We start from the raw sequence: 23,256 nt of genomic DNA, 5'->3' as shown, positions 1-23,256 counted from the left end.
ACCCACGATAATCATCACTTATCACTAGTAAGGAATCAACGGGGCAGGGCGCCCGCACAGGAGACTATTCAATGGCTCGCGGCATCACGGAACTAGACGTGCACGGCGCCGCTGACGCGCTAGTCGCAAAGGGTGAGCGCCCGACAGTGGAGCGCGTTCGGGCCCATCTGGGTACGGGCTCCCCCAACACGGTTACCCGCTTGCTTGAGACTTGGTGGCTAAGCCTTGGAAGTCGGTTGCATCCTGAGAAGCCAAGCGTGAAAGACGCTCCGGCTGTGGTGGGGAAGCTTGCTGGGCAATGGTGGGCGTTGGCGCTAGAACATGCGCGTGATGTCGTCCTTGCTGAGTTCTCCGAGGTGCGCCAGGAGCTTACACTCAAACAAGAGGAACTCCTTGTCCGGGCCCAAGCACTCGCAGGTGAGATGAGCGCTGTCCATGCGAAGTCGGAGGCGGCCCTTGTCGCCGAACGCCTAGCCTGCGCCCGGGCCACGGAATTGCAGCGCTTGGTCGATCAGCTTCAGCTGCAGGCTGCGGAACTCGCTGGGCAGCGAACTTCCGCTATTCAGCGACTTGAGCAAGTGGAGGCCTCACGGCAGGTTCTCTACGACAGGCTGCAAGAGACCGAGGAATCGGCGAGATCCGAGCGCGAGACCCTGGCTGAGCACGTCAGATCTGTCGAAAATCGAGCGCTGGGTGATCTCGATCGCGCTAGACAAGAGGCCAAGACATTGCAGACGAAGCTTGCCAGCGCAGTAAAAAGGAATGCGTCGATTGAAACAGAGATGCGGCAAAGCCTTGAAAAGGCGCGCTCAGCCACCGCGGCGGCAATACAGATGGCGGACAAGCAGCGTGGCAGATGTGAAGCTCTAGAAGATCAGCTGGCCAAGCTCCAGAACTTACCAGCGGATCTAGAGGCTGCGCTTAGGCGAAGCCAGGTGACTCCTGATCTACGGAAGACAAGCACCCAAAAGCGGGCTAAGAAGAGCTCATCCAAGGCCACGAAATAGGAGTGCCGGCTTGCTTGGCGCTCATCGAAGGACATCAAATAGGACCAACGACAAGCCGCCAAGTCTTGGAAGTAAGAAGAAGCCGTGATGGTGCGGGGCGATGACACGATATCGGATCACGACACGATTAAGGGAAATCGCCAATAAGCCCGACCTCGCCAGCAAGAGCCTTTGAGTCGGCTAGCTTATTGATTTTGCAGAGCACATTCCTTAGGGGATGACATCATTAAGGGGCATGTCATGGTTAAGGAGCAGATGACATCGGTAGGGTGCTGCGGACAGCAACTGAAGCAACTCGTGTCGAACATAATATACATTATGCGCAATCAAGCATGGCCGTCGCTGGGTGGCTTTCGTCCGCTCTGGCTGGCACTGGCTCAGGCTTTGGATCGGCTCTTGCTTCCCTTCCAGGTCTACTGGCAAGGACCAGCTTGCCCCATGAGCAAGTTAGACCCGGACGACCGTACAGATCTAACCGGCCCTAGCCACGACAGCACGGGTGAAGCGTTGACCGTGGGGGCGACGCCCCTACACCCCCTACAATGCGAGCCGGGACACGCACAGGGAATCGTATGGAACGCGAACGGCATGAGCCGACATTTGGCAAACAGGAAATAGCAGAACTGCACTTCCGGGCACGCCCGCGAGCCTATCCGAGGACAAGAGACGAGCCCCGGATCCCTTGGGTGCCAATGGCGCTTGGCGTAGCGGCAGCCGTAGGCATCGCAATGGGTCTCATAGAATGGAACGCGCGGCGGCAGGCGGCGGCCATGACAGCCGAGCTTATGCGGCCCATGACAAAGTCAGAGCAAGCCGCATTTGATCGAGAAATGTCGAAGTTGGATGAACAGCTAGCGCGTGATCTCGAAGCTGTAATGCCGCGCAGTGTGAGGCTCAGTGCACCAGCGGAACAGTATGCCCCCCTGCCCTTGAGGCCTGGGGAACGTTGCATCTCAGGACACCGGCTGAAGCGCATAGAGGGTGGCTGGCGGGACGTACCTGACCAGCCGTGCTGACACAGCACATTAACAATGATCATCTTCGTACGACACGCACAAAGCGCTGCCAATGCAGGCCAGTCAACAGAAAGCCCTGACAGCATTGCCCTGACCGAAGCAGGCATCCAACAAGCGGCCGCGTTCGCGAGGGCGTGGCCAAGCCGGCCGAGCCGGATTGTGAGCTCTCCCTATCTACGTGCAATGCAGACTGCCCAGCCTCTGGCGTCCAAGTTCAACTTGATGGTCATGACGGCGCCGGTGCAGGAGTTCACTTACCTATGTCCTGCCAAGTGCGCCGGCACCACCGCTGCGGAACGTCGGTCCTGGGTAGCTGAGTATTGGAAGGCAAGTGACCCGGATTTCCGTGATGGACCTGAAGCAGAGACCTTCAGAGAATTTGTCGAACGCACGAAGGTTGCGCTGCAACTGGCGAGGGGCCTTGGCTCCGGAATGGTAGTTGTGTTCTGCCACGGGCAGTTCATGCAGATGGTGCGATGGCTGGGCGCGGATCCACTACGTGTCATAGATCCCTGCGCCATGCGTGCTTTCCGGTCTGTCGACCTGGAGCACCCGATCCATCATTGCGAACAGTATCAATTGCCAGCTGATTGATCTGCCAGAAGGCGCCGCTCCAGCTCTTGGACATATGGGCGATCCGCATCCGTCTGCAGCTTCGCAGCAACCTCCGTTTGGAGGGCCCGGACGGGCGAGCCGCCCGGGCAGTGGCGTTACCTGCTGGTCGGCGAGAAGTTCTGAGCTCCGCGCGTCTTTCGCCACTGGATCCACGCGATCGCGATGACGAGGAAGACGCTGCACAGATAACTGCCTTCCGGTCCTTGCGCGCCACCGGTCAGGGTGTCGAGGCCTTGCGGGCGCAGCGCCACCAGCAGCGCCGGCAAGTGTGCATCCATGCCGGTGACGGGCAGTTCGAAGCCGGTCGCGAGCAACCAGTTCCACCCCGTGTGCCAGCCCATCACGCCCCAGATATTGCCGGTCCGCAGCGCCCAGACGCAGGCGAACAGCGAGAACAGGAACGTGCTGAGCATGACCAGGGGCGGCTGGTGCGGACTGAAATGCAGGAAGCAGAAAACGAGCGACACCAGCAGCACTGCCACCGTGACATTGGTCTTGCGCGCCACCGCCGACAGCATCCAGCCGCGGAAGATGACTTCCTCCACGCTCGCCTGGAACATGAAACTCAAGAGCAGCAGACCGATGTGCAGCAGACTGACGGGCGACCGCCAGGCCTGCCCCACGCCCGCCGCTTGCATGCCGCCAGCCATCCAGATCGCGACTACGACCAGCGCGATCGTGCCGAATCCAACGGCCAGTCCGCGCAGGAAGGTTTTCAGCGGCGCCGGACCGGTCAGCCCGATACTCGCCAGCGAGCGCCGTTCGACGAAGCGTACCCAGGCGAGCACGGCCACCAGCGTCGGCGCGAAGCCGATCCATAGCAGCGCATGCAAGCCAGCGAGTCCGATCGGATCGCCGCTCGGCGTCGACCAATGCTGCGACTGCATCCACCCGTCCAGCGCGATCACCGGTACCGCGTTGAACAGGATCATAAGGATAGGCGTCAGCCAGGCCCAGGGCAGCCAGCCGCGGGCCGGATCGGGCGAATACAGGGTAACGGGGGTCATGCGGGGTTCCAGGTCGAGGTGATCGCCGCTGCACGTTGCCATCCGCGCGGGGGCGTGGCAACGCGTTTGCGATCAAGCCACAGAAGCCGCCGATGAATCACCCGGATCGCCGACGAAATGGCGCTGACCGAGCGGCTTGGGACCGGACACACCGCCCCAAGGCGCGTAACCGGCCAGAGACGTGGATCTGCGAAGCCACATAAGGTGGCTTCGCACGGTGCTGCATAACCGTTTGGTGCCTATATCTGGCCCATGCCTCCATCCACGCACAATTCCACACCTGTTATGAAGCTCGACTCGTCGCTGAGAAGGAACAACGTCGCAGCGGCGACTTCGTCGGGCCTGGCCATTCGGCCGAGAAGAATGGGGGCGACGATTGATCTACGCACCTCATCAGGGACTCGCGCCATCATCTCCGTATCTGTAGGCCCTGGCGCCACCACGTTGATGCGGATGCCGCGGGGGGCCAGCTCTGCCGCCCATGTGCGAGCATACGAGCGAAGGGCCGCCTTCGTTGCGGCGTAAGTACCGTAGTTTGGGATGCCGAGTGAGCTCGCTACCGACCCCATCAGCACCACCGCTGCGCCCTCTTGAAGCAGGCCGAGGGCTTTCTGCAGGCCAAAGATCTGGGCGCGCACGTTCACCGAAAAGTGTCGGTCAAAGTGTTCTTCGGTCACTTCGGCAAGCGATGCCGGCTCACTCAGGCCTGCATTCAGTACAAGGGCGTCGAGGCGAGTGAACTGGCTGCCAATCTCACTCATTACCTGATCGATGTCTTCACGGACGCTTGCATCGGCGACGATGCCACGGCCACCTGGGCCTATTGCTGCGACGCCCTCCTCCACCTGTTTGCGGTCTCGCCCGGTGATGAACACCGTTGCGCCCTCCGCGGCGATCCGAGCAGCCACTGCCAAGCCAATGCCCCTTGCACCGCCAACGACCAGGGCAACTTTCCCTTCCATCTTCATTTGTTAGCACCTGTAAAAACCAAGAGTGCTGCTAAGATATACGCTGTAAATCACGTATCAAGAACGCACCATGACTAGCCTAGATATACGTGCTGATACCTGTTCGGCTGAAAGCTCTGCGAAAGTCCTCTCCGACATGGCGCAGGTTCGACCGATGCTGGAGAAGATCGCGGACAAATGGACGATCATGATTCTTACCGTGATCTGCCCAAAACCGTCCCGCTTCAACGAGATCAAGCGCCGATTGGACGGAATCACCCACAAGTCTCTCGCAGATGCGCTCAAGCGCCTCGAGCGGAATGGCCTGGTAACGCGGACCGTACTGCCAACCGCACCAATTGGCGTCGAGTACGCGATCACTCCTCTTGGTCACTCCCTGAAGCAGCCCTTTGAAGCGCTGTGCAGCTGGGCCTTGAAGAACGGCGGTGAGCTTGAAGCCGCGTGCATGCGATACGACCAAGGCAAGCATTGAACCTGCGTAAGCCTGCTGTTTCCATTGCGTGTTGGGTCTGAACGCATCCGGGTCGGTAGCGACCTCGCTCAGTGCCCGGTCGCTGCATCCACAAATGCAGAGAGATCCCGGTTGAAGCGTGTGGACTCCTCAAAGAAGGGCGAATGGCCTGACGTTTCATACAGTTCAACTTCGGTTCGGGGATAAAGTGCCTTCGCCCGCGCTGCGGAGGTGCTTGGCTGAACAAGCGCATCCTGCCCACCGTAGATGAGCAGGAGTGGCTTATGCATCGAACCAAGTCCTTTGGCAGCATCGATTGACATGCCGTGGACGGCGCTCTGCATCTCCCTTGATGCCATGGCCGCCGCGGCGACCGTGCGCTGGAACGTTGCGTCGTCAGGCGCCGTGTTGAAACACAGCGCAACGAATTCCTTCTCGCCTTCAAGATGCAATCGCAGGTCCGATGACGCCATGCCGCTGTAAGCGGCGGGTTGAGCGACGAGTTGTTCCGGCTTGAGCTCGATGACCCCGCCTACATACACCGCGCCCGCAATCTGTTCGTCGCCAAACGCTGCCAGATAGTTGGTGGTGACAGCAGCCCCGAGAGACCACCCCACCAGCACCGGCTCGTGTGCTCCGGACTCCTTGATGACAGCCGCGAGGTCATCTGCCCAGTGACGGCCCTCGCGGTAAGCGTCCAAGTCCACTGGCTTGTCGGACAGGCCGTGTCCGCGCAGATCAAAGGTAATCAACCGATAGCGCTGCAACTCAGGACTATTGAGCTGTTTTTCCCAGCTGAGGTGACTGCCCAGCAACCCGTGGACGAAGATGATGGCCTGCCCCTGGGGATTCCCCGCTTCTTGAACGGCGATTTTGACTCCGTCCAGCGACTCAACCGTGTAAGCCCGGTTTGTGCCGTGCGCAAGCAGTGGTGCCAGCAACAGAACGATGCAATAGAGCCAGCCGTATCGAATGGCTGAGACTGGGGAAAAGACCATGGTCAACGAACCTCATAGAGCGGAATGCAGAGGCTAAACGCTGACACTAGTGTTAGAGTCAAGTGGACGTTTCCAGGATTTCGCGATGTCCAAGCAACCCATCAATGACCTGATGAAGATTGGTGAGCTGGCCGAGGCTAGCGGCGTCAGCGTGCGTTCGATCCGCCACTACGATCAGCATGGGATGTTGGCATCTTCCCGATCAGGAAATGGCTACCGCGCGTTTCAAACGGTGGCGGTCAACCAGGTGAAGCAGATACAGCGCCTTATTGCGGCAGGCTTCAGTTTGGAAGAGATCCGTAGCTTCCCGGAATGCATGCTGCTGATCGAAGGGGCCCTGGCGTGCCCAGAGACCAGCGAAACACAGCGCAAGAGGCTGGCGATGCTAGACAAGCAGATCGAGATGCTGGACCGGCAGAGGTCTCGCTTGCGTGCCATGCTCGTAGCGTCTGCGTAAGCGCCTGCGAAGCTGGCGATTCTGTTGGCCTTGCAGGCTGAAGTGTTCCCTGCCGGTGGCCCGCCCCCACGCCCCACTCATTGCTCGCGAGGCGTGACGCGTCACGCTTATGCCCAAGGCCATCTAGCTCGTCCGTGGGGCTATCTTCAGCGTGATGCAAGTGAGCTCCGGCGGCCGTCCCAGCCGAATAGCGAACCCGGGCCAAAGCGCCGTTCCGTTGTTGACGTAGAGCTGCATACCGCCGACGTCGTAATGCCCGGAAACATAGCCCCCGTTGGCGAGCGCGAACAGACGATCCACGCCAGGCGCCAAGCCCCCATGCGTATGTCCGGAAAGCTGCACCGCCACGCCCAAGCCCGCCGCATCGCGCGCCAGCTTGGGCTGATGATCCAGCAACACGACCGGCACGCCGGCGGGTGCGCCTTCCAAGGCCTTGCGTACATCGGGCCCGGGGAACCCGGCTTCCTTGGCTGACAGGTCGGTGACACCGGCCAGGACAAGCGCGCCCTGCCCTCGCCTCAGCACGACATGCCGGTTCTCCAGCGCGGTCATGCCCAGCGACTGGACCTCGTTGAGCCAGCTTGCGTGTTCGAAGAAGAACTCATGGTTGCCGGTGATGAAATAGATCCCGTCGGGGGCGTGCAGTTGCTGCAATGGACTGACGTCGCGCTTGCGATCCGTCAGCGACCCATCGATGAGATCACCGGTTACCACGATCAGGTCGGCGCCGATCGCATTGGCATCGCTGACCACCGCCTGCGTCCAGTGTTGGTCAAACAGGCGGCTGATGTGCAGGTCGGTCAGCTGCAGGATGCGATAGCCGGAAAACTCTTCCGGCAGGTCTCTGACCGCGATCTCGACGTTCCGGATGGCGGGCACGGCAATCGCGTTCCGCACGCCCAGCGCCGCGATTGCCAGAATCACCAGCCCCAAGCTGCAGGACACCGCGACCGGCACCACGAAGGTGATTCCTGCTGCGAGCCTCACACCGGTTCGTACCAGATCGATCAGCAACTGCAGGAAGAACAGCATCAGGATCGAGATGAAGACCCAATTGAACGCAATGACAAGGCTGCGCGGCATCTCGGGCGAGAAGACACTGCCCGAGGACAACCGACAGACCAGGTGGTATTGCGAGCCGATGAGGATGAACAACGCAAGCGCAAGCTTTATCGGCAACGCCAGCGGCAAAGGCCACAGGAACCGGGCGATGACATACAGCGCTGGCAGCGAAAAAACGATGTGGAACATTCTGAAGTCCTATGCCCTTGCCTGATCGGGTGCCCGGCCTGCCTGGCGGGGGCGCAGGCCGACGCTCGGCGCTGTCTCGAATGCCCTCATCAAGCCATAGACATACGGAACGTGCAAGTTCCGGAATGTGCCGGTATCGTTACCTGACTTCGGGAGGCAAGGTGATGAACAAGAAAGGCGCGCCATCAGCCGGCACCCCGGTTCAAATTGGGCCGGTCGTTGAAGCGCTCCCGCGCGGGCGCAGGCGTGACCCGGCAGTGGATACCGCGATCCTGGAAGCCGCGATCGCAGTCATTGCCGAGGTGGGCTACGAGCGCATGACCATGGACATGGTGGCGCTGCGGGCCAAGGCCGGGAAAGCGGCTGCCTACCGCCGCTGGAAGTCCAAAGCGCACCTGGTCATCGATGCTGTCGCACACCTCAAGCGCACCCAGGTGGACCTGGACGCCCTGCCCGATACCGGAACGTTGCGTGGTGATCTGCTGGGCCTGTTCAAGCCTGCCAGTGCGCGCGAGGGTGAACAGAAGATGCGGGTGATGGCCGCATTGGCCTCTGTGCTTTCCCAGCACCCCGAACTGGCAGAAGCGGGAAACGCCGCTATCGTCGATCCGTGGGTGAATGCCAACCTGCGGCTCATGCAACGTGCGCTTGCCCGCGGTGAAGTCCGTGCCGACGCCAATATCGATGTCGCCTCGCAGCTGGTCCCGTCGATGGCGGCGTATCGCGCCCTGATTCAGCGCAAGCCGTTCGAGCTGCAGTTCCTGACTCAAGCCATTGATTGCCTGCTGCTGCCTGCGCTTGGCATCGTGCCGGCAGTGCCGCGTACTCCTGCAAAGACAACTAAGCCCAGCACGAAAGTATCGCCCGCCTCCCCCTGACAACCGTCTTCCCAGCCGCTATCGTGACGGATGGGACGGAGGCTCCTGCATGGCGCGTAGAGGGAAGAAAAGCGGGTTCGAGGTACTGGCCCAGCTGCCTTGGCCAGTAGGCATCGTCGCAGGCGTCGTCGGCTTCATTGCGATCCAACAGGTCGTCCCCTGGTGGCTGACCAGGCAGAACGGTCCGCTGGCCGTCGGGCTCGGCGCACAGTTGGCGAACATCTTGGCGCCGTTGGCATGGCTGCTTCTGGGGTTGTGCTGGGCGGCTGCGTTGGCCTCCTACCTGGGCTCCCGTCGCCGCCGACGCCTGCTGGATACCCGGGATTCGCTCGATAGCCTTGCCTCCGGCAGTTGGGCGCAATTCGAGCAGTTGGTGGGTGAAGCATTCCGACGCCACGGCTATACGGTGGAAGAAATCGGATTGGGCGGCCCGGATGGAGGTATCGATCTGATCCTGCGCAAGCAAGGTCAGAAGGTTCTCGTCCAATGCAAGCAGTGGCGGTCACGGCAGATTGGGGTAAGCGTGGTTCGCGAGATGGCAGGGCTGCTGGCGCACCACCGCGGTGATGCGGTCAAGATTGTTTGCATCGGCACGTTCACCCGTGATGCCGAAGCCTTTGCCGCGGGAAAGCCCATCGAGCTGATTCGTGGCGAGGCGTTGCTCGGCATGATCCGGGCAGTGCAGAAGCCAGCAGCGAATCGTGTCGAACCGCAGCTTGAGCCTGCACGTTGCCCCACCCCCAAGGCAGCTGCCTGCAGAAGGTGCGGAAGCGCGCTGGTCCAAAGGACCAATCGCCGAACCGGCGAGCAGTTCCACGGATGCAGCCAGTTCCCGCGTTGCCGCGGGCTGGCGTAGCGATTGGCCGCAACACTATCCCTCCGAGCCCAAACCGACCAATGGCAGCTGCAGCCCGCAACGCCCTCAGACCGCGACGGTCGGCAACCCACCCTGCCTACTCAACTACGACGCGGACACGAGCAAGGTTTGATACGCGACCAAACCTGGAGTCGTTGCCGAGGCGGGTACTTGTAACCATCACGGCCGGATAATAGGTGCCGGGCTTGTCGAACGTGACGGTTCGAACAGCAGTGATCCGTTTCTGGGCAGGAGCAACTCTGTCAGATACCAGCTGATGATCCCCGGTGTCGCTCCACTCCACTGCAATCACGTTACCCGCACCAGCGGGTACGCGGGCCTGCACCCTCAACTCGACGGGGGTGCCTGTACGGACGCGTGCTTGCCGGGCACCGCGGAGAGAAAGCGTTACGACGGGCTGGATACCGCCTTTAGCCGATGCGTTCGCGGGAACGGACATTTGCCCCTTGCTGAACCGGTACGCGGTGGATTTCGCCGGCGGCGTGCCCTTTTCAGCCCATGCGCTGACATCCCTCACCGCCTGCTGGACGATGCCGGTGTAGTTGATCAGCCGCAATCGCTGGGCATCTGCGCTGCCGGAGGCTATGACCTGCCCATCAAGGTGATCGGCGTTGTCATTCAGCCAGAGCCGGGACATCTGATCAGCACGGGCGCCCAACGTGGATTTGACCCTGTCGTGGTACCAAGCCCCGTGCCAAGGGAATGCGTCGACATCCAGCAGGTTGGAAACAATGATGGCCTTGAAGCGCAAGTCACCGGAATACGTCGAGCCCCCCGTCACGCTCTGAGCAATACCACTTGCCAGGACAGGTGTTCGCTGGGGATATCGAGGCTGGCCCCGTGAGTCCCTTAAGATGTTCCAGGCCGTAAAATCACTGCTTTCCGGCACTTGGTGGCGATGATACGTGGTGGCTGCCAAAGGCCAGGAGTTGTCCAGCCTGACCCGTGCACCCACCAGGAGCGCTTCTGCAAGGCTTGGGTGCCCTGCGGTTTCGATACGGAAGGATCGATTGACGCGGTCGTACATCGTCAGAATACGTCCCGCTTGCGTGCCGTCCTTCTTCAGAACCGTGAGCTCGACAGGAAAGAATGCCGACTCAGGAGGTGCCTGCTCGACCTGCACCTCGAACACGCCATCACCATTGCCGGGTTGCACGCTCTTCAGCACACTGTCGTAGCGGACTCGCGAAGCGCGAACCAGGTTCCCCAGCTCCGATGCCTCGGCCCCCAGATATCCCGATTTACTCCAGAAGTCTTCTACGTAGGTAGGATCGGCGGCTTGGACACTACCGAGGAACCCCAGCAGTCCGCCCCCTTCCTCCAGCCCCAACAGATAGGTCGCGTCTTCCCAGCCTCGAAGCGGCACCCCCAGCTCAGACACCTCGGAAAGAACGCCTTGTTCGGTGGTGCTCAGGCCGCTGTAGACGTCTCCGCTTCCACCCGGCGCCACTGCGTCAGAAATCCTGCTGGCGTGCCGGCTAAGCACGAGCCGTGCAAATGCGCGGATGAAGAAGTTGTTGGGAATGGACGTTTGCGTGCCCATGACATATGGCACGCCACCGTCCCAGACACCCACGGTGTTCTCAACGGCACCTATCACCTGGTACGAGCCGCCGCTGCCTCCGTAAACATATCCGAAGATTCTCCCCGAGGTTCCGTAGTAGTCTGCCGCGATCGTCTTGGCAAATTTGGCCGCCGCCGCATCAAGGCGGTATCCGCCGCTGGAAGCAGTGTGCACGGTGTACGCGCCGTCATTGGCGCCGAACTTCACCACCTCATCTGCCACGGTCGGTGTATTCGGATAAACCTGCTGGTAGAAGCGACCGTCCCATTGTTCCTTTTCAGGGAACACGAACTGGAACCTCGCATTCGAGCCCTCAAAATGTCCTGACACTCGCAGCCCCTTGATGGGTGTGGAGATGTTTTCCTTCGCATCTATGATCGGCTTGGCAAACTCAGGATCCACACATGTCGCGTCGATCAGCATTGCTGCACCGTTTGCAGGACTGCTGCAAGGGCTGGCAATGGCCACCGAGCTGCTCATGACGAAGGTCGTCATCAAGGCAAGCGAGCGCCGCCGCAAGAGAGTCATAGGGCTTTTCGCGTGATTCTTGACAGGCTTAGTGATCATTTTTTTGTAGTACTTAGAACAAAGGCGGAAGGGGCGCAAAGCTTGCGGTCGCTCAGGACATTACACCTGGCAGGCGCAGCAGCACGGTGAAGAATGCAGAGCTGCACAGGTCTACTCCGCTGCTCTTGGTGCAGGCATTACACGGCTTACCGCGCTGATAAAACCAGGGCAGCGCCGAGGCCGTCCACACTCGGCTCCCGCCACACCAGTGTGCCCCGCGCCCCCGCCCGTGCCTTTCGATCACCTTCGCCAAGCGGATGCTGCGCACCATTGCAGGAATGACAGGACTCTTCAGGCGCTCCAGCCTACATCCAATTCATTGACGCGTCATCTATCGGAAGCCAGACTGGCTTCACTGGCGGCAGCGACGCCGTGTCAATCACAGGAGATGAACGATGAGCAGATTGCAGGGCAAAGTAGCTATCGTCACTGGTGCCGCACAGGGCATGGGTGCGTCACATGTGCGGAATTTCGTCGCAGAAGGGGCGAAGGTTGTTTTCACCGACGTCAATGCCGAGGGAGGTCGCGCTCTGGCGTCGGAGCTTGGAGATGACGTACGTTTCGTCCAGCAGGACGTTACGAGCTGGGACGCATGGCAGAAGGTAGTGGCCGAGGCGGAGACGGCCTTCGGCAACGTTACGATCCTGGTCAATAACGCGGGAATTCTTGGCCCGATCGCCAAGACTGCGGATATCTCGGAAGAAGATTTCCTGAAGGTCTGCGCGATCAACCAGAATGCCGTCTACCTCGGCATGAAGGCTGTCATTCCATCGATGCTCAAGGCCAAGGGTGGATCGATCATAAATGTCTCGTCGATCGCTGGAATGGCCGCAAATTACGGATTCCCGAGTTTGGCGTATGTAGGCAGCAAGTTCGCCGTGCGAGGGATGAGCAAGGCTACGGCAATCGAGTATGGCGCCGATAATATTCGCGTGAACTCTGTCCACCCTGGCTTCATCCAGACACCGATGATGGTAGAGGGTACTGACGAAAACGGCGGCGAGGCAGTGTCCATGATTCCGCTTGGACGTATCGCCAGGGCCAGTGAAGTCAGCAACCTCGTGCTCTTCCTGGCATCCGACGAATCGTCCTACATAACCGGACACGAGCACGTCGTTGACGGCGGCTTGCTTGCCCAATAAGCATGACCCCTGTGAATTGATCCAGGCAGGTGGGAAGGATAAGATCCAAATGACGCGTCACCCGTAGTGCCGAGATGCTCGGCACCAGGCTGCGGTGCTGCGGTGCTGCGGGGGAGCAAGCAGAACCGGGGCGCCTGGCTCCGGACCGTCACCATTGGGGCTTACGCGATATGTCGATGCAGGACGGCGAGGACTGGCGAACTACGTTGACCTGGACGGTGTTGCCCGCCGGGCGCGCATGGCAGCGTGCAGCCGGGATAGCGCTTGCGCAGTCCGGTGTTTCGCTGTCCATAGCGGCGGTCGTGCTGGTGATTGCCCGGCTGGGCGATGGGATCCGCCAGAGAGACGTGGCCGAGGAATCGGCGCTGGATCCGGCAGCCATTGCGCGATCGGTCACGCAGCTTGAGCGCGATGGTTTGTTGAAGCGCCAGCGGGATCCATCCGATGGCCGCGCCAAGACCTTGCATCTGACCAAGCGAGGGCGCGCCCTGTCACTCAAACTCGCTGAGGCACTGGACACCCTACGGACCGAATTGCTTGCCGGAATGGACGACGTGGAGGGTCAGATTGCAGTGAGGGTGTTGCGCAATCTTGAGCGCCAATGCCTGGCGTTCTCGAGTGCAGCGCTCCAGCCCGAGATGTCTGAGCCGTGATCGGCCGGCTTGCTTGACGAAAGAAGCTTCTCTGGCGCCCTCACCCACGTTCACCCCACAGCAGCGAGAATGAGCCATCGGGCGCGCTGTGATGCGTGCCGCTCACTGCCCGCAGGAACGCCGCCATGCCCCACCCGCCCATCGATCCGTCATCCTCCGCTGCCGTAGCCAGCGGTTGCATCGAAGTCCGCGGAGCGCGCGAGCATAATCTCAAGAACGTCGATGTCTCCATTCCGCGCAATGCACTGGTCGTGTTCTCGGGGGTATCGGGTTCGGGAAAGTCATCACTGGCCTTCGGCACTGTCTTCGCTGAGGCACAGCGGCGCTATTTCGAGTCCGTAGCGCCCTACGCACGGCGCCTGATCGACCAGGCCGGCGTGCCCGATGTGGATGCCATCGACGGGCTGCCGCCGGCGGTAGCGCTGCAGCAGCAGCGCGGGGCCAGCAATGCGCGCTCATCGGTAGGCAGTGTGACCACGCTGTCCAGCCTGGTGCGGATGATGTACTCGCGTGCAGGGGCCTACCCGCCCGGCCAGCCCATGCTCTACGCCGAGGACTTCTCACCCAATACCCCGCAGGGCGCCTGCAGCACCTGCCATGGCCTTGGGCACGTCTACGAGGTAACCGAAGCGCTGATGGTTCCGGACCCGTCGCTGACCATCCGCGAACGTGCGATCGCCTCCTGGCCGCCTGCATGGCACGGCCAGAACCTGCGCGACATCCTGGTCACGCTGGGCTACGACATCGACGTGCCGTGGAAGAAGCTGCCGAAGAAGGACAGGGAGTGGATCCTGTTCACCGAGGACGCGCCGAGCGTGCCGGTCTATGCAGGCTTCACCCCGGCCGAAACCCGCGCCGCGCTGAAGCGCAAGCTCGAACCCAGCTACATGGGGACCTTCACCGGCGCCCGCCGCTACGTACTGCACACCTTTGCCACGACCCAGAGCGCGCTGATGCGCAAGCGGGTTTCCCGCTACATGGAAGGCAAGCTGTGCCCTGCCTGCCAGGGCAAGCGCCTGAAACCGGAAGCGCTGTCGGTCACCTTCGCCGGCGTGGACATCGGCGAGTTCATGCGGCTGCCATTGGATCAACTGGCGGAGCTGCTGGAACCTGTGGCGCAAGGTGATTTCAGCGCACACAGCCGGGGCTCACGCAGCAGCAGCGCGACACGCCGCGACCGGGCGAAGCGTGTGGCAAGCGGGGGCGCCGCCCATGCCGCCGCCCATGCCGCCGCCCCGGACGTACGCCTGACTTCGGCCCTGTCGGAGGAAAAGCGCATGGCGGCCCAGCGGCTCGCTGGCGGCATCATGGCGCGTGTGTCGCAGCTGCGTTCGCTCGGCGTGGGGTACCTGTCCCTGGATCGCGCGACACCCACGCTTTCGGCCGGCGAACTGCAGCGCCTGCGACTGGGTACCCAGCTGAGCTCGCTGCTCTTCGGCGTGTTGTACGTACTGGATGAGCCATCGGCTGGCCTGCACCCTGCCGACAGCGAGGCGCTGTACGATGCGCTTGGCCAGCTGCGCGACGGGGGAAACTCGGTTTTCGTCGTCGAACACGATCTGGAGCTGATGCGCCGCGCGCAGTGGCTGGTGGATGTCGGCCCGCACGCGGGCGAGCATGGCGGGCGCGTCCTCTATAGTGGCGAGCCCGATGGCCTGCGCCAGGTGCGGGATTCGCGCACCGCCCAGTATCTTTTCGACCAGGTGCCTGCGCCTGCGAGCCGCAAGCGCAACGCCGAGAGCTGGCTGGAACTGAAGGGTATCCACCGCCACAACCTGCAGGGCGTGGATGCGCAGCTGCCGCTGGGATTGCTGACGGCCGTAACCGGCATTTCAGGGTCGGGCAAGTCCAGCCTGATGGCGCAGGCACTGCCGGAGCTGGTACTGCTGCATCTGGGCCACGAGCCGCCGGACGATGGCGCCGATGTCGCGCCCACCGATGGGCCAACCGTCATCGAAGCAACGCGCGGCCGGCTGGCAGGCGATGTGGATGCCATCCAGCGGGTTGTCCAGGTGGACCAGAAGCCCATCGGCCGCACGCCGCGGTCCAACCTGGCCACCTACACCGGGCTGTTCGACCACGTGCGCAAGCTGTTTGCCAGCACGCCCGACGCACGCCGACGCCGCTTCGATGCGGGCCGCTTCTCGTTCAACGTGGCCAAGGGCAGATGCCCGACCTGCGAGGGCGAAGGATTCGTCAGCGTCGAGCTGCTGTTCATGCCCAGCGTCTATGCGCCCTGCCCTGCATGCCACGGCGCGCGCTACAACGAGGCCACGCTGAAGGTGCTGTGGAATAGCCGCAACATCGCCGAGGTCCTGCAGTTGACGGTCGACCAGGCGCACGCGTTCTTCGGCGAGGAAGATGCGATTGCCCGCCCGCTGCAGGTGCTTCGGGATATCGGCTTGGGCTATCTGCGGCTGGGCCAGCCGGCGACGGAGCTTTCAGGCGGTGAGGCGCAACGCATCAAGCTGGCAACCGAGCTGCAGCGCGGCCAGCGCGGTCGCACGCTCTATGTGCTTGATGAGCCCACGACCGGCCTGCATGCATCGGACGCGGACAGGCTGATGCTTCAGCTGCAGCGGTTGGTTGATGCGGGCAACACGGTGGTGATGATCGAGCATGACATGCGCGCGGTCGCACAGGCCGATTGGGTGATTGACGTGGGGCCTGGCGCAGGTGCGGCAGGCGGCACCATCGTGGCGAAGGGGACGCCCCAGCAGGTGGCTCGCGCCAAGGCGAGCACGACGGCACCGTTCCTCGCGCGCGAGCTGTCGCGCAGCGGCTGAGCCCAGACTTGGCCTCAATGGTCCTGCAGTTGATGCGCTATCCTTGCGCGCCTCATCGCGAGACGCTTGGTGCACATGAAAGAAGTAGAACAGATTGCTGCTGCGAGGCCAGTCGTCTCAGCGCGCTGGGGCCGTATGGTGCGCTGGAGCAGCGCGGCGATGCTGGCCGTGACCAGCGTGCCCTCATTTGCCGCCACGCCGCTTGAACTCGCCCATGAGGTCAACACACAGATCGTGACACGGCAGGTCCTCAACGAAGGCCAGGACTTCCTGCGCGCCTTTGGCAGCGGTGAAGGTATTTCATCGCCGGAAGATCCCCCTGCCTGCAGGCAAGCAATCCAGACCGCCATGGCCGGTTTTCTGTCAGCCGGTGTAAAGCGCCTGGCGGACGGTATCCAGGACCCCGCTGGTCAAGCGGCATTCGATCAGGTGCTTATCCAGTCCTACACTGCCGCCGAGCTCAAGGCCTTCCTTGCCCAGCGCGACGACGTTGCATTGCCGCAGCTGATGGCCGCAGTTCTGGCCGCACCCAAGGTGCGTGCTGCACACGATGCCCGCATGGAAGTGTTCACCCTGGGTGACCCCGATCCGGCCTCGCCGGAAGGCATGGGCATGCAGCGCGCAAAGGAAACGTGCGACCGCTTGAGGGCAGAAGCAGGCTGAAGGCTTGCCGCCCGCCCTGCCCTTTACTTGCGTGCAGAGCGCTCGCTCTTCCCGCCTTCATCTTTAGCAGCACCACGACTTTCCGCGAACTCAGGGAACGTCTCCGCTATCGAGGCCTTGTCCGGGAGCACGTAGAACACCCCGCCACGTTCGAACGTAGTACGGACAATCTGCTCATAGAACGTAGGCGAGATGTTGATGCAGCCATGCGTGACCCGGTTGTCATCCGGCGAAGCCGAAGCAAGCCGCTCAGCGCGCTTTTCCGCTGGCACGCCCGTGGCGATGGGATGCAACGCAACGCCGGAATCATAATCCACCCACAGCACGCGTCCGGCATCGATCGACGGACCGTAGCCGCCTATGAAGCGACCGGCGGGCGTAGTGCGGTCCCGGCCTGGAATCTCGCGAAGCGCCAGGCCCGCAACGCCGGGGGCGGTGTGATCACCTTTCGCAGAGCCGAACAGTGCCGGGGCTGCGCCGCGGAGCTTGCCTTCGCCGTCGAACACCAGCACCTGTGCAGCAGCCTTGTCCATGACCGCGAACGGGTAACCTTGGCTGTCCTTCGAAGCAACAACCCAGCCCGCCAGTTCGATCACGGTATCGGACACCGTCTGCCCTTCCGGAAGCTCATCAACCGCGGTTACCGACTGGGCAGCGGAGTTCTTCGCACTGACCGTGCCAACGCTGGCGAAGGCCAGGGCGATGACCAGCGCGCCACACAGGGGGCGTAGTCGGAAAGAGGAGTTGTTGCGGATGGGACTGTTCTTTCGAGTCATCTTCCAATGCCCTAAGGAAGCCGGTGGCCTGCGAGGGCCACCGGTCCCTGGTTCAACCATTCACCGTGAGGTGAGCAAAGCGATCAACCGCGCGGCTTGCGGCGGGGCGCCTGTTCGAGCTGCTGCACGCGGCCTTCGATCTGGTCAAGGCGCTGGTTGGCCTGGGTCGCGGACTGGTTGGCCGATTCGGCGCTCTGGGCTGCGCCCTGCACCTTGACGTCGAGCTGGTCGAGGCGCGAATCGATGCGTGCGAAATCGTCTTTGTAGGTGGCGCAGGCGCTGAGGCTGACGCCGGCGATGAGTGCGACACCGAGCGTACGTGCGGTCGTCAGATGCTGTTTGGTAAGGAACATTTCACTGTCTCCGTCGTCTGGGGTGTTCGGACTATAGCGGCGTTTTCGCCAGAGCCATGACCGACGTTCAGTTGATGCCGGGGGAGGTCGAGGCAGCGTGAAGGCGCGCCCTGCCCGCTCAGCTTCTGTGCATCAGGATCATTTTCTCCTGCGACATGTCGCGCATGGTGTACGGAATGCCCCCGGTGCCATAGCCGGACTCGCGCCTGCCGGCAAACGGCATCCAGTCCGTGCGGAACGCAGTGGCATCGTTGATCATCACCGCCGAAGCATCCAGCCGGTTCGCCGCACGCAGGGCGATATCGATGTCCTGGGTAAAAATACTGGCCTGGAATGCGGTGGGCAGCGAGTTGGCCCGGCTGATGGCTTCGTCCAGATCGGCGTAGCGATACACCGCCACCACCGGCCCGAAGACTTCCTGCGTGGTCACCCGTGCGTCGCTGGCCGGATCCAGCAGCACGGTCGGCTGCAGCGTCGTCTCCGATAGCCGCTTGCCGCCCGTGGCGAGCTTCGCACCGCCCTTCACTGCTTCATCGATCCATTCGGCGACACGGTCCGCCTCGCGGGGCTGGATCAGTGGGCCCACGTCGGTGTCTTTCAGGGTCGGGTCGCCGGTGCGCAGCCGTTCCACACGAGCGACCAGCGCCTCGGTGAAGTCATCGGCAATATCGTCATGGACGAAGATGCGCTGGGTGGAAACGCACACCTGGCCGGCATGGTAATAGCCACCCTTGACGATGGGTTCGATGATCCTGGACAGGTCTGCGTTGCGGTCGACGATGGCCGGCGCAACCCCGCCGTGTTCCAGCGCCGAACGGGCGCCGTGTGCCAGCTTGCTGTGCAGCGACCACCCTACCCTCGCCGATCCGATGAAGCTCAGGAAGGCAACGCGCTTGTCGGTGGCCAGCGCCTCGGCCAGGTCGTTGCCTTCGGGCATGAAGCTCTGGCACCACGGCTCGGGCAACCCGGCTTCATGCACCATCGCCACTAAATCCAGGCACGACAGCGGCGTTGCCGACGCCGGTTTGATGATGACCGGGCAACCGACGGCGATGGCCGGGGCGACCTGGTGCACGATCAGGTTGAGCGGGTGGTTGAACGCGGAGATCGCCGCCACGATGCCGATGGGCTCGCGGGTGGTGAACGCCCAGCGCCCCACCGCCGCTGCTGAAAGGCCCATCGGGATCTCGCGGCCGCCAAAGTTGCGTAGTTCGTCGGCGGCGTTGTGGACGCCGTCGATGGCACGGGTGGTCTCGATGATGGCATCCGGCAATGGCTTGCCGCCCTCGCGTGCGATCTGCAGCGCAAGGTGGTCACGCTTGGCATCCATCAAGGCGGCCAGCCTGCGCAGGATCGCGATGCGCTCGTGCGGCGGCAGCCAGCCGTCGCGGTCCTTGAACACCCGCTCGGCGGCGCTGAGCTTCTGTTCCAGCGCTGCGGCGGTGTCGAATCCTATTTCCGTGATGGGCGCGCGGTCGAAGGCCTGTACGACGGTCAGCATGGTGGGCTCCTTTCATAGGGTCAGGGCAGGCTCAGGCGCAGCCCACGTCCGGCGTGCGGTTGCGCAGTTCATCGACCAGCACGCGGGTGTTTTCGGAATAGTCGATGGGCACGTCCAGCACGTGGACGCCACCGCCGGCGAAGGCGGCCTCGATCATCGGCACCAGCTCCTCGACGGCGCTCACCCGGCTGCCCTTCGCGCCGTAGGCCTCGGCATACTTGACGAAATCGGGATTGCCAAAGCGCATGCCGAAATCCTCGAAACCATCAACGGCCTGCTTCCAGCGGATCATGCCGTAGGCACTGTCGTTGAGGATCACCACGACCAGGTTCAGCCCCAGCCGCACAGCGGTTTCCAGCTCCTGCGAGTTCATCATGAAGCCGCCATCGCCGCACACCGCCAGCACCCGCCGCTGCGGGTAGAGCATTGCCGCCATCATCGCCGACGGCAGCCCGGCGCCCATGGTGGCCAGCGCATTGTCGAGCAGCAGCGTGTTGGCCACATGCGTGCGGTAGTTGCGGGCAAACCAGATCTTGTACATGCCGTTGTCGAGGCAGACGATGCCATCGTCCGGCACGGCCTGGCGCACGTCGTGCACGATCCGTTGCGGGGTGATCGGGAAACGGTCTTCGTCGGCACGATCATTGAGCCGGGCGAGGATCTTCTGCCGCAGTTCGGTCATGCCTTCGTCGGCAGGCAAGCGGCCTTCCAGCCGCTCGGCCAGGGCCTCCACCGAGGCGCCGATGTCGCCCAGTACTTCGATATCCGGGTGGTAGACCTGCTCGACCGTGGCCGACTGGAAGCTGATATGGATGACCTTCGGCCCGCCGCTGCTCTTCATCAGGAAGGGCGGCTTTTCAATCGTGTCATGGCCGATGGCGATGATCAGGTCGGCGCGCGCCACCGCTTCGTGGACATAATCCCCTTCGGACAGCGCCGCCGTGCCCATATAGAGGTTGGAGCCACCGGTCACGGCGCCCTTGCCCATCTGCGTATTGAAGAATGGCAGCCGGGTGCGCGCCACGAATGCGGACAGCGCCTCGGTCAGCCATGGCCGGCTTCCGGCCGCGCCGATCATCACAAGCGGGCGCTTGGCCGCCAGGATGGCCGCCTCTGCTCGATCCAGCGCGGCGGGCGCTGCAATAGGGCGCTCCAGTGCGTGGATGGGGATGACCGGGACATCCTCGACTTCCTCGCCGGCGATATCCTCCGGCAGCTCCAGATGGACCGGCCCGGGCCGCTCTTCCATTGCCACACGGAAGGCATCACGCACCATGGCGGGGATCGAGGCCGGGCTGACGATCTGCCGCGTCATTTTCGTGAGCGGTTTCATCGACGCCACGATATCCACGATCTGGAAGCGCGCCTGCTTGGCACTCATCACCGCCTTCTGGCCGGTGATGAGGATCATCGGCCACGCACCCAGGTGGGCATACGCCGCGCCGGTGGAGAAGTTCAGTGCGCCCGGTCCCAACGTTGCCAGGCATACGCCGGGCCTGCCGGTGAGCCGGCCGTGGGTGGCGGCCATGAAGGCGGCTGCCTGCTCATGACGGGTGAGGACGAGTTCAATCTTCGAGTTCCGGAGTGACTCCAGGAAGTCCAGATTCTCTTCGCCCGGCACGCCGAAAATACGGTCTACGCCCTCGTTTTCCAGTGCCTTGACCAGTAGATCCGAGCCCTTCTGCATAGCGTCGATCCTTGCGGTGAGGATGCGACCACTATACGCCCGGGGGTATTACGGCGAGTCTGGAAATGAATGGCTGGGCGTGGAACGCTGTGTCGGTGTTACACCCCGGTGCGGCGGCTGGGGATCAGTGACTCGGTGGCTGATCGGCCAGCGACGCCTCGAGCAGATTCACATAGGTCTCCAGCCTGGTACGAATTCCTACGAGAACCCAGCCAAGGGCATACAGCAGGACCATCAAGAAAATCAGAATGGCAGCAGCCGGATTGACGTCGAACGCGCCGGCCCAGTCTCCCCATTGCCAGCCACGAAGCTGCAGGTAGAGGGCCACCAGCACGGGGAAGAAGCCAAGCTTCTGCAGCCCGCCGAACACCAGGCCCATCCGGTCGGTCATTGAGTGACGCAGGCTGTTTGCAAAGCGAAGCCGCTGCTCGCGGTCATGACGCGGGAATGTCCGGAGCTGATCAACCAGATAAGCCCAGTACGCGAAATCACCATCCATCTCGGCCGCATGGGTCAGCCGAGGTTTGAGGTACTGCCGACCTTCTCTCTTGAGCATCAGCACGAAGGACAGCAGGAAGCCAGTGACCTCGATAAGAAGACACGCCATGAGAATCAGTATCTGCGAGCCTGCGGGAAACAGGCTGCCCGGCAAAGCGGCAGTCAGCAGCCCCAGTCCTGTGGCCACCACGCCCACCCAGGTGCCGCCTTTTTCCAGCCGTGAAGGCTTCGGATAGATGCTGTGGGCCGCGTAGCCCTGCACTTGCTCGAACAACCAGGAAAAGGTCAGCTCACCTGTTACGGGCTTCGCGCCGGCGTCGGCGTCGGCGCCATTGCAGTCACTTACCTGCATATCCATTGCGGGGTTCCTCGGTCTGTCTGTAGGCGGCACGAGCTGGCTGCGTGCGCGGGCTCGCTGTCCGCTGATAGTAGCGTGACGCCATGTCTGACGGGGCGATCTCCCGTGGCTACCGCCCCGTCGCAAGCGCCAACTTCGCAACTATCCTCATGGACGCCTCCCCCACCCCATCGCAAGCTGGACGTGCTGAAGCCGAAGAGCAACAGCCGGGATTGGCATCCTGTTTGGTTTTGGAAGGCAATTGGCTCTGTTTTGCCCCCTTGGGCACGGCGGAGAATGCACAGCATTGCCCGTAGGTTCCATGGCGGGCGATGTGTGGGGATCCTGATCCGCCGGAATTTTTGCCTTGTAAAACCACCGGTATGCCAACCCGCATCGCCCGCCACCTTGCGCGTCTGCGCAGGTGGCCCCAAGCCATGCGAAGGACGACCGATGGAAACCAACTACCCCCTCAGCGCCAAGCGCCTGTACGCCCTGATCGGCGACCGGATCAGCGAGTTCCCTCCCTACTTCATCGAACGGCTTGAGCATCGGCTCGAAGAGACCGAACAGCTGCGCGCGCGCAGTGAGCACACCGTCAACCTGCGGCTGGTACCTGACGTCGGCAGCGATGCCCCGCTGCTCGGCCCGGACAGCCATGCCGAACTAAAGCGACACGGCAAGGTCGGCGTACCGATCCGCACCCTGCAGGCGCTGGGATCGGTCCTGGAGATCCTGCACGCGGTACACGTGGCCAAGCCCGAGGGGCACCCGGAAGCCCAGATCACCGGGCAGATGGTGGAAGGCCTGATCGTCTGCGGGCGTGAGATGGTCAAATCGTCGATGGCAGAAATGTGGGGCGAGCCATGAGCGAAGACGCTTTCGCCGGAACGGCGGTCAACAGTCCCGAAGCCCGCGCCGCACAGCGTGCGGAGTTCCTGGATGCGCGCCTGCGCAAGGACGGCTGCGATGAGGCCACGTTCTCGCGTGCCTTGCTGCTGGTGGCGGAACTGGATGGGCTGGACGATGTCGCCAAGGCTTGTGGCGTGGGCACCGACTTCATGCGAAGGCAATTGAACGGCACGCGTCCGCTGCACTTCGAGTCGGTGCTGCAGGTGACCCGCGCGCTTGGGGTGCAGCTCCGGGTAGAGGTGAAATCCGGCTAGGGATATCAACGGCAGAACGCAGCGCTGCGCCCTGCCGC

The 23,256-nt window shown here is 62.5% G+C and carries 21 protein-coding genes and 1 pseudogene; 12 read left to right on the top strand and 10 right to left on the bottom strand.

Annotated elements, in window-relative coordinates; all coding sequences use genetic code 11:
- The first annotated feature begins 71 nt into the window (after positions 1-71).
- Complete coding sequence (locus ABB28_RS03030; protein ID WP_057507206.1) at positions 72-1,007, top strand: DNA-binding protein; 936 nt, start codon at positions 72-74, stop codon at positions 1,005-1,007.
- A 1,031-nt stretch (positions 1,008-2,038) separates the two neighbouring features.
- Positions 2,039-2,617 carry a histidine phosphatase family protein gene (locus tag ABB28_RS03025; RefSeq protein ID WP_083491881.1) on the top strand — a complete coding sequence of 193 codons (579 nt, stop codon included), beginning with the start codon at positions 2,039-2,041 and terminating at the stop codon, positions 2,615-2,617.
- 116 nt (positions 2,618-2,733) lie between these two features.
- On the opposite strand, the gene ABB28_RS03020 is transcribed toward ABB28_RS03025, so the two are convergent.
- Positions 2,734-3,645, bottom strand: coding sequence for a CPBP family intramembrane glutamic endopeptidase (locus ABB28_RS03020; protein WP_057507204.1), 912 nt, complete (start codon positions 3,643-3,645; stop codon positions 2,734-2,736).
- Between the two features lie 239 nt (positions 3,646-3,884).
- Positions 3,885-4,613 (bottom strand): SDR family NAD(P)-dependent oxidoreductase, encoded by a 729-nt coding sequence (locus ABB28_RS03015; RefSeq protein ID WP_057507203.1) that lies wholly within the window; start codon positions 4,611-4,613, stop codon positions 3,885-3,887.
- A 154-nt stretch (positions 4,614-4,767) separates the two neighbouring features.
- Between ABB28_RS03015 and ABB28_RS03010 the strand changes: the two genes are divergently transcribed.
- Positions 4,768-5,085 carry a winged helix-turn-helix transcriptional regulator gene (locus tag ABB28_RS03010; protein ID WP_245625257.1) on the top strand — a complete coding sequence of 106 codons (318 nt, stop codon included), beginning with the start codon at positions 4,768-4,770 and terminating at the stop codon, positions 5,083-5,085.
- Positions 5,086-5,153: 68 nt separating this feature from the next.
- On the opposite strand, the gene ABB28_RS03005 is transcribed toward ABB28_RS03010, so the two are convergent.
- Complete coding sequence (locus ABB28_RS03005; RefSeq protein WP_057507201.1) at positions 5,154-6,062, bottom strand: alpha/beta fold hydrolase; 909 nt, start codon at positions 6,060-6,062, stop codon at positions 5,154-5,156.
- 85 nt (positions 6,063-6,147) lie between these two features.
- Between ABB28_RS03005 and ABB28_RS03000 the strand changes: the two genes are divergently transcribed.
- Positions 6,148-6,519, top strand: coding sequence for a MerR family transcriptional regulator (locus ABB28_RS03000; protein WP_057507200.1), 372 nt, complete (start codon positions 6,148-6,150; stop codon positions 6,517-6,519).
- 123 nt (positions 6,520-6,642) lie between these two features.
- On the opposite strand, the gene ABB28_RS02995 is transcribed toward ABB28_RS03000, so the two are convergent.
- Positions 6,643-7,770 (bottom strand): metallophosphoesterase, encoded by a 1,128-nt coding sequence (locus ABB28_RS02995; protein ID WP_057507199.1) that lies wholly within the window; start codon positions 7,768-7,770, stop codon positions 6,643-6,645.
- Between the two features lie 164 nt (positions 7,771-7,934).
- Here ABB28_RS02995 and ABB28_RS02990 point away from each other — a divergent pair, with 164 nt between their 5' ends.
- Together ABB28_RS02990 and ABB28_RS02985 are read left to right on the top strand one after the other, a co-directional pair.
- Complete coding sequence (locus ABB28_RS02990; RefSeq protein WP_057507273.1) at positions 7,935-8,648, top strand: TetR/AcrR family transcriptional regulator; 714 nt, start codon at positions 7,935-7,937, stop codon at positions 8,646-8,648.
- Positions 8,649-8,874: 226 nt separating this feature from the next.
- A pseudogene (locus tag ABB28_RS02985) lies at positions 8,875-9,504 on the top strand (restriction endonuclease); the annotation flags it as partial.
- 97 nt (positions 9,505-9,601) lie between these two features.
- Here ABB28_RS02985 and ABB28_RS02980 read toward each other — a convergent pair.
- Positions 9,602-11,584 (bottom strand): hypothetical protein, encoded by a 1,983-nt coding sequence (locus tag ABB28_RS02980; protein ID WP_211260347.1) that lies wholly within the window; start codon positions 11,582-11,584, stop codon positions 9,602-9,604.
- Positions 11,585-12,051: 467 nt separating this feature from the next.
- Here ABB28_RS02980 and ABB28_RS02975 point away from each other — a divergent pair, with 467 nt between their 5' ends.
- The 4 genes from ABB28_RS02975 to ABB28_RS02960 all read left to right on the top strand — a co-directional run bounded on the left by ABB28_RS02975 (position 12,052) and on the right by ABB28_RS02960 (position 16,900).
- Positions 12,052-12,798 carry a glucose 1-dehydrogenase gene (locus tag ABB28_RS02975; protein ID WP_057507196.1) on the top strand — a complete coding sequence of 249 codons (747 nt, stop codon included), beginning with the start codon at positions 12,052-12,054 and terminating at the stop codon, positions 12,796-12,798.
- Positions 12,799-12,968: 170 nt separating this feature from the next.
- Positions 12,969-13,451: a MarR family winged helix-turn-helix transcriptional regulator gene (locus tag ABB28_RS02970; protein ID WP_057507272.1), complete on the top strand. Its 483-nt coding sequence runs from the start codon at positions 12,969-12,971 to the stop codon at positions 13,449-13,451.
- Between the two features lie 125 nt (positions 13,452-13,576).
- Positions 13,577-16,237: an excinuclease ABC subunit UvrA gene (locus tag ABB28_RS02965; protein WP_057507195.1), complete on the top strand. Its 2,661-nt coding sequence runs from the start codon at positions 13,577-13,579 to the stop codon at positions 16,235-16,237.
- A gap of 75 nt (positions 16,238-16,312) precedes the next feature.
- Complete coding sequence (locus ABB28_RS02960; protein ID WP_152983368.1) at positions 16,313-16,900, top strand: hypothetical protein; 588 nt, start codon at positions 16,313-16,315, stop codon at positions 16,898-16,900.
- A 23-nt stretch (positions 16,901-16,923) separates the two neighbouring features.
- Here the strand turns inward: ABB28_RS02960 and ABB28_RS02955 are convergent, their stop codons facing one another.
- The 5 genes from ABB28_RS02955 to ABB28_RS18320 form a co-directional block, all read right to left on the bottom strand.
- Positions 16,924-17,604, bottom strand: coding sequence for a L,D-transpeptidase (locus ABB28_RS02955; RefSeq protein WP_123699295.1), 681 nt, complete (start codon positions 17,602-17,604; stop codon positions 16,924-16,926).
- Between the two features lie 155 nt (positions 17,605-17,759).
- Positions 17,760-18,029: a hypothetical protein gene (locus tag ABB28_RS02950; protein WP_057507193.1), complete on the bottom strand. Its 270-nt coding sequence runs from the start codon at positions 18,027-18,029 to the stop codon at positions 17,760-17,762.
- Between the two features lie 118 nt (positions 18,030-18,147).
- Entirely contained in the window at positions 18,148-19,530 is a 1,383-nt protein-coding gene (locus ABB28_RS02945) for an aldehyde dehydrogenase family protein (protein ID WP_057507192.1), read from the bottom strand.
- Positions 19,531-19,561: 31 nt separating this feature from the next.
- Positions 19,562-21,217, bottom strand: coding sequence for an acetolactate synthase large subunit (locus ABB28_RS02940; RefSeq protein ID WP_057507191.1), 1,656 nt, complete (start codon positions 21,215-21,217; stop codon positions 19,562-19,564).
- A 124-nt stretch (positions 21,218-21,341) separates the two neighbouring features.
- Complete coding sequence (locus ABB28_RS18320; protein ID WP_057507190.1) at positions 21,342-22,073, bottom strand: hypothetical protein; 732 nt, start codon at positions 22,071-22,073, stop codon at positions 21,342-21,344.
- Between the two features lie 432 nt (positions 22,074-22,505).
- On the opposite strand from ABB28_RS18320, the gene ABB28_RS02930 reads away from it, so the two are divergent.
- Entirely contained in the window at positions 22,506-22,922 is a 417-nt protein-coding gene (locus ABB28_RS02930; RefSeq protein WP_057507189.1) for a hypothetical protein, read from the top strand.
- Positions 22,919-23,218 carry a helix-turn-helix domain-containing protein gene (locus tag ABB28_RS02925; protein WP_057507188.1) on the top strand — a complete coding sequence of 100 codons (300 nt, stop codon included), beginning with the start codon at positions 22,919-22,921 and terminating at the stop codon, positions 23,216-23,218. Before ABB28_RS02930 ends, ABB28_RS02925 begins: the two co-directional genes overlap by 4 nt.
- Positions 23,219-23,256: the final 38 nt, after the last annotated feature.

This window comes from Stenotrophomonas chelatiphaga (assembly GCF_001431535.1).
In the GTDB taxonomy this organism is placed as follows: Bacteria; Pseudomonadota; Gammaproteobacteria; order Xanthomonadales; family Xanthomonadaceae; genus Stenotrophomonas; species Stenotrophomonas chelatiphaga.
Note: the sequence above shows the minus strand (reverse complement) of the source record. Positions and strands in the feature narration are given on the sequence as shown.

Bases quoted from the DNA above. Each gene is read 5' to 3' on its own strand.
- ABB28_RS03030 (WP_057507206.1), top strand. From the start codon at position 72: ATGGCTCGCGGCATCACGGAACTAGACGTGCACGGCGCCGCTGACGCG.
- ABB28_RS03025 (WP_083491881.1), top strand. From the start codon at position 2,039: ATGATCATCTTCGTACGACACGCACAAAGCGCTGCCAATGCAGGCCAG.
- ABB28_RS03020 (WP_057507204.1), bottom strand. From the start codon at position 3,645: ATGACCCCCGTTACCCTGTATTCGCCCGATCCGGCCCGCGGCTGGCTG.
- ABB28_RS03015 (WP_057507203.1), bottom strand. From the start codon at position 4,613: ATGAAGATGGAAGGGAAAGTTGCCCTGGTCGTTGGCGGTGCAAGGGGC.
- ABB28_RS03010 (WP_245625257.1), top strand. From the start codon at position 4,768: ATGCTGGAGAAGATCGCGGACAAATGGACGATCATGATTCTTACCGTG.
- ABB28_RS03005 (WP_057507201.1), bottom strand. From the start codon at position 6,062: ATGGTCTTTTCCCCAGTCTCAGCCATTCGATACGGCTGGCTCTATTGC.
- ABB28_RS03000 (WP_057507200.1), top strand. From the start codon at position 6,148: ATGTCCAAGCAACCCATCAATGACCTGATGAAGATTGGTGAGCTGGCC.
- ABB28_RS02995 (WP_057507199.1), bottom strand. From the start codon at position 7,770: ATGTTCCACATCGTTTTTTCGCTGCCAGCGCTGTATGTCATCGCCCGG.
- ABB28_RS02990 (WP_057507273.1), top strand. From the start codon at position 7,935: ATGAACAAGAAAGGCGCGCCATCAGCCGGCACCCCGGTTCAAATTGGG.
- ABB28_RS02980 (WP_211260347.1), bottom strand. From the start codon at position 11,584: ATGACGACCTTCGTCATGAGCAGCTCGGTGGCCATTGCCAGCCCTTGC.
- ABB28_RS02975 (WP_057507196.1), top strand. From the start codon at position 12,052: ATGAGCAGATTGCAGGGCAAAGTAGCTATCGTCACTGGTGCCGCACAG.
- ABB28_RS02970 (WP_057507272.1), top strand. From the start codon at position 12,969: ATGTCGATGCAGGACGGCGAGGACTGGCGAACTACGTTGACCTGGACG.
- ABB28_RS02965 (WP_057507195.1), top strand. From the start codon at position 13,577: ATGCCCCACCCGCCCATCGATCCGTCATCCTCCGCTGCCGTAGCCAGC.
- ABB28_RS02960 (WP_152983368.1), top strand. From the start codon at position 16,313: ATGAAAGAAGTAGAACAGATTGCTGCTGCGAGGCCAGTCGTCTCAGCG.
- ABB28_RS02950 (WP_057507193.1), bottom strand. From the start codon at position 18,029: ATGTTCCTTACCAAACAGCATCTGACGACCGCACGTACGCTCGGTGTC.
- ABB28_RS02945 (WP_057507192.1), bottom strand. From the start codon at position 19,530: ATGCTGACCGTCGTACAGGCCTTCGACCGCGCGCCCATCACGGAAATA.
- ABB28_RS02940 (WP_057507191.1), bottom strand. From the start codon at position 21,217: ATGCAGAAGGGCTCGGATCTACTGGTCAAGGCACTGGAAAACGAGGGC.
- ABB28_RS18320 (WP_057507190.1), bottom strand. From the start codon at position 22,073: ATGGATATGCAGGTAAGTGACTGCAATGGCGCCGACGCCGACGCCGGC.
- ABB28_RS02930 (WP_057507189.1), top strand. From the start codon at position 22,506: ATGGAAACCAACTACCCCCTCAGCGCCAAGCGCCTGTACGCCCTGATC.
- ABB28_RS02925 (WP_057507188.1), top strand. From the start codon at position 22,919: ATGAGCGAAGACGCTTTCGCCGGAACGGCGGTCAACAGTCCCGAAGCC.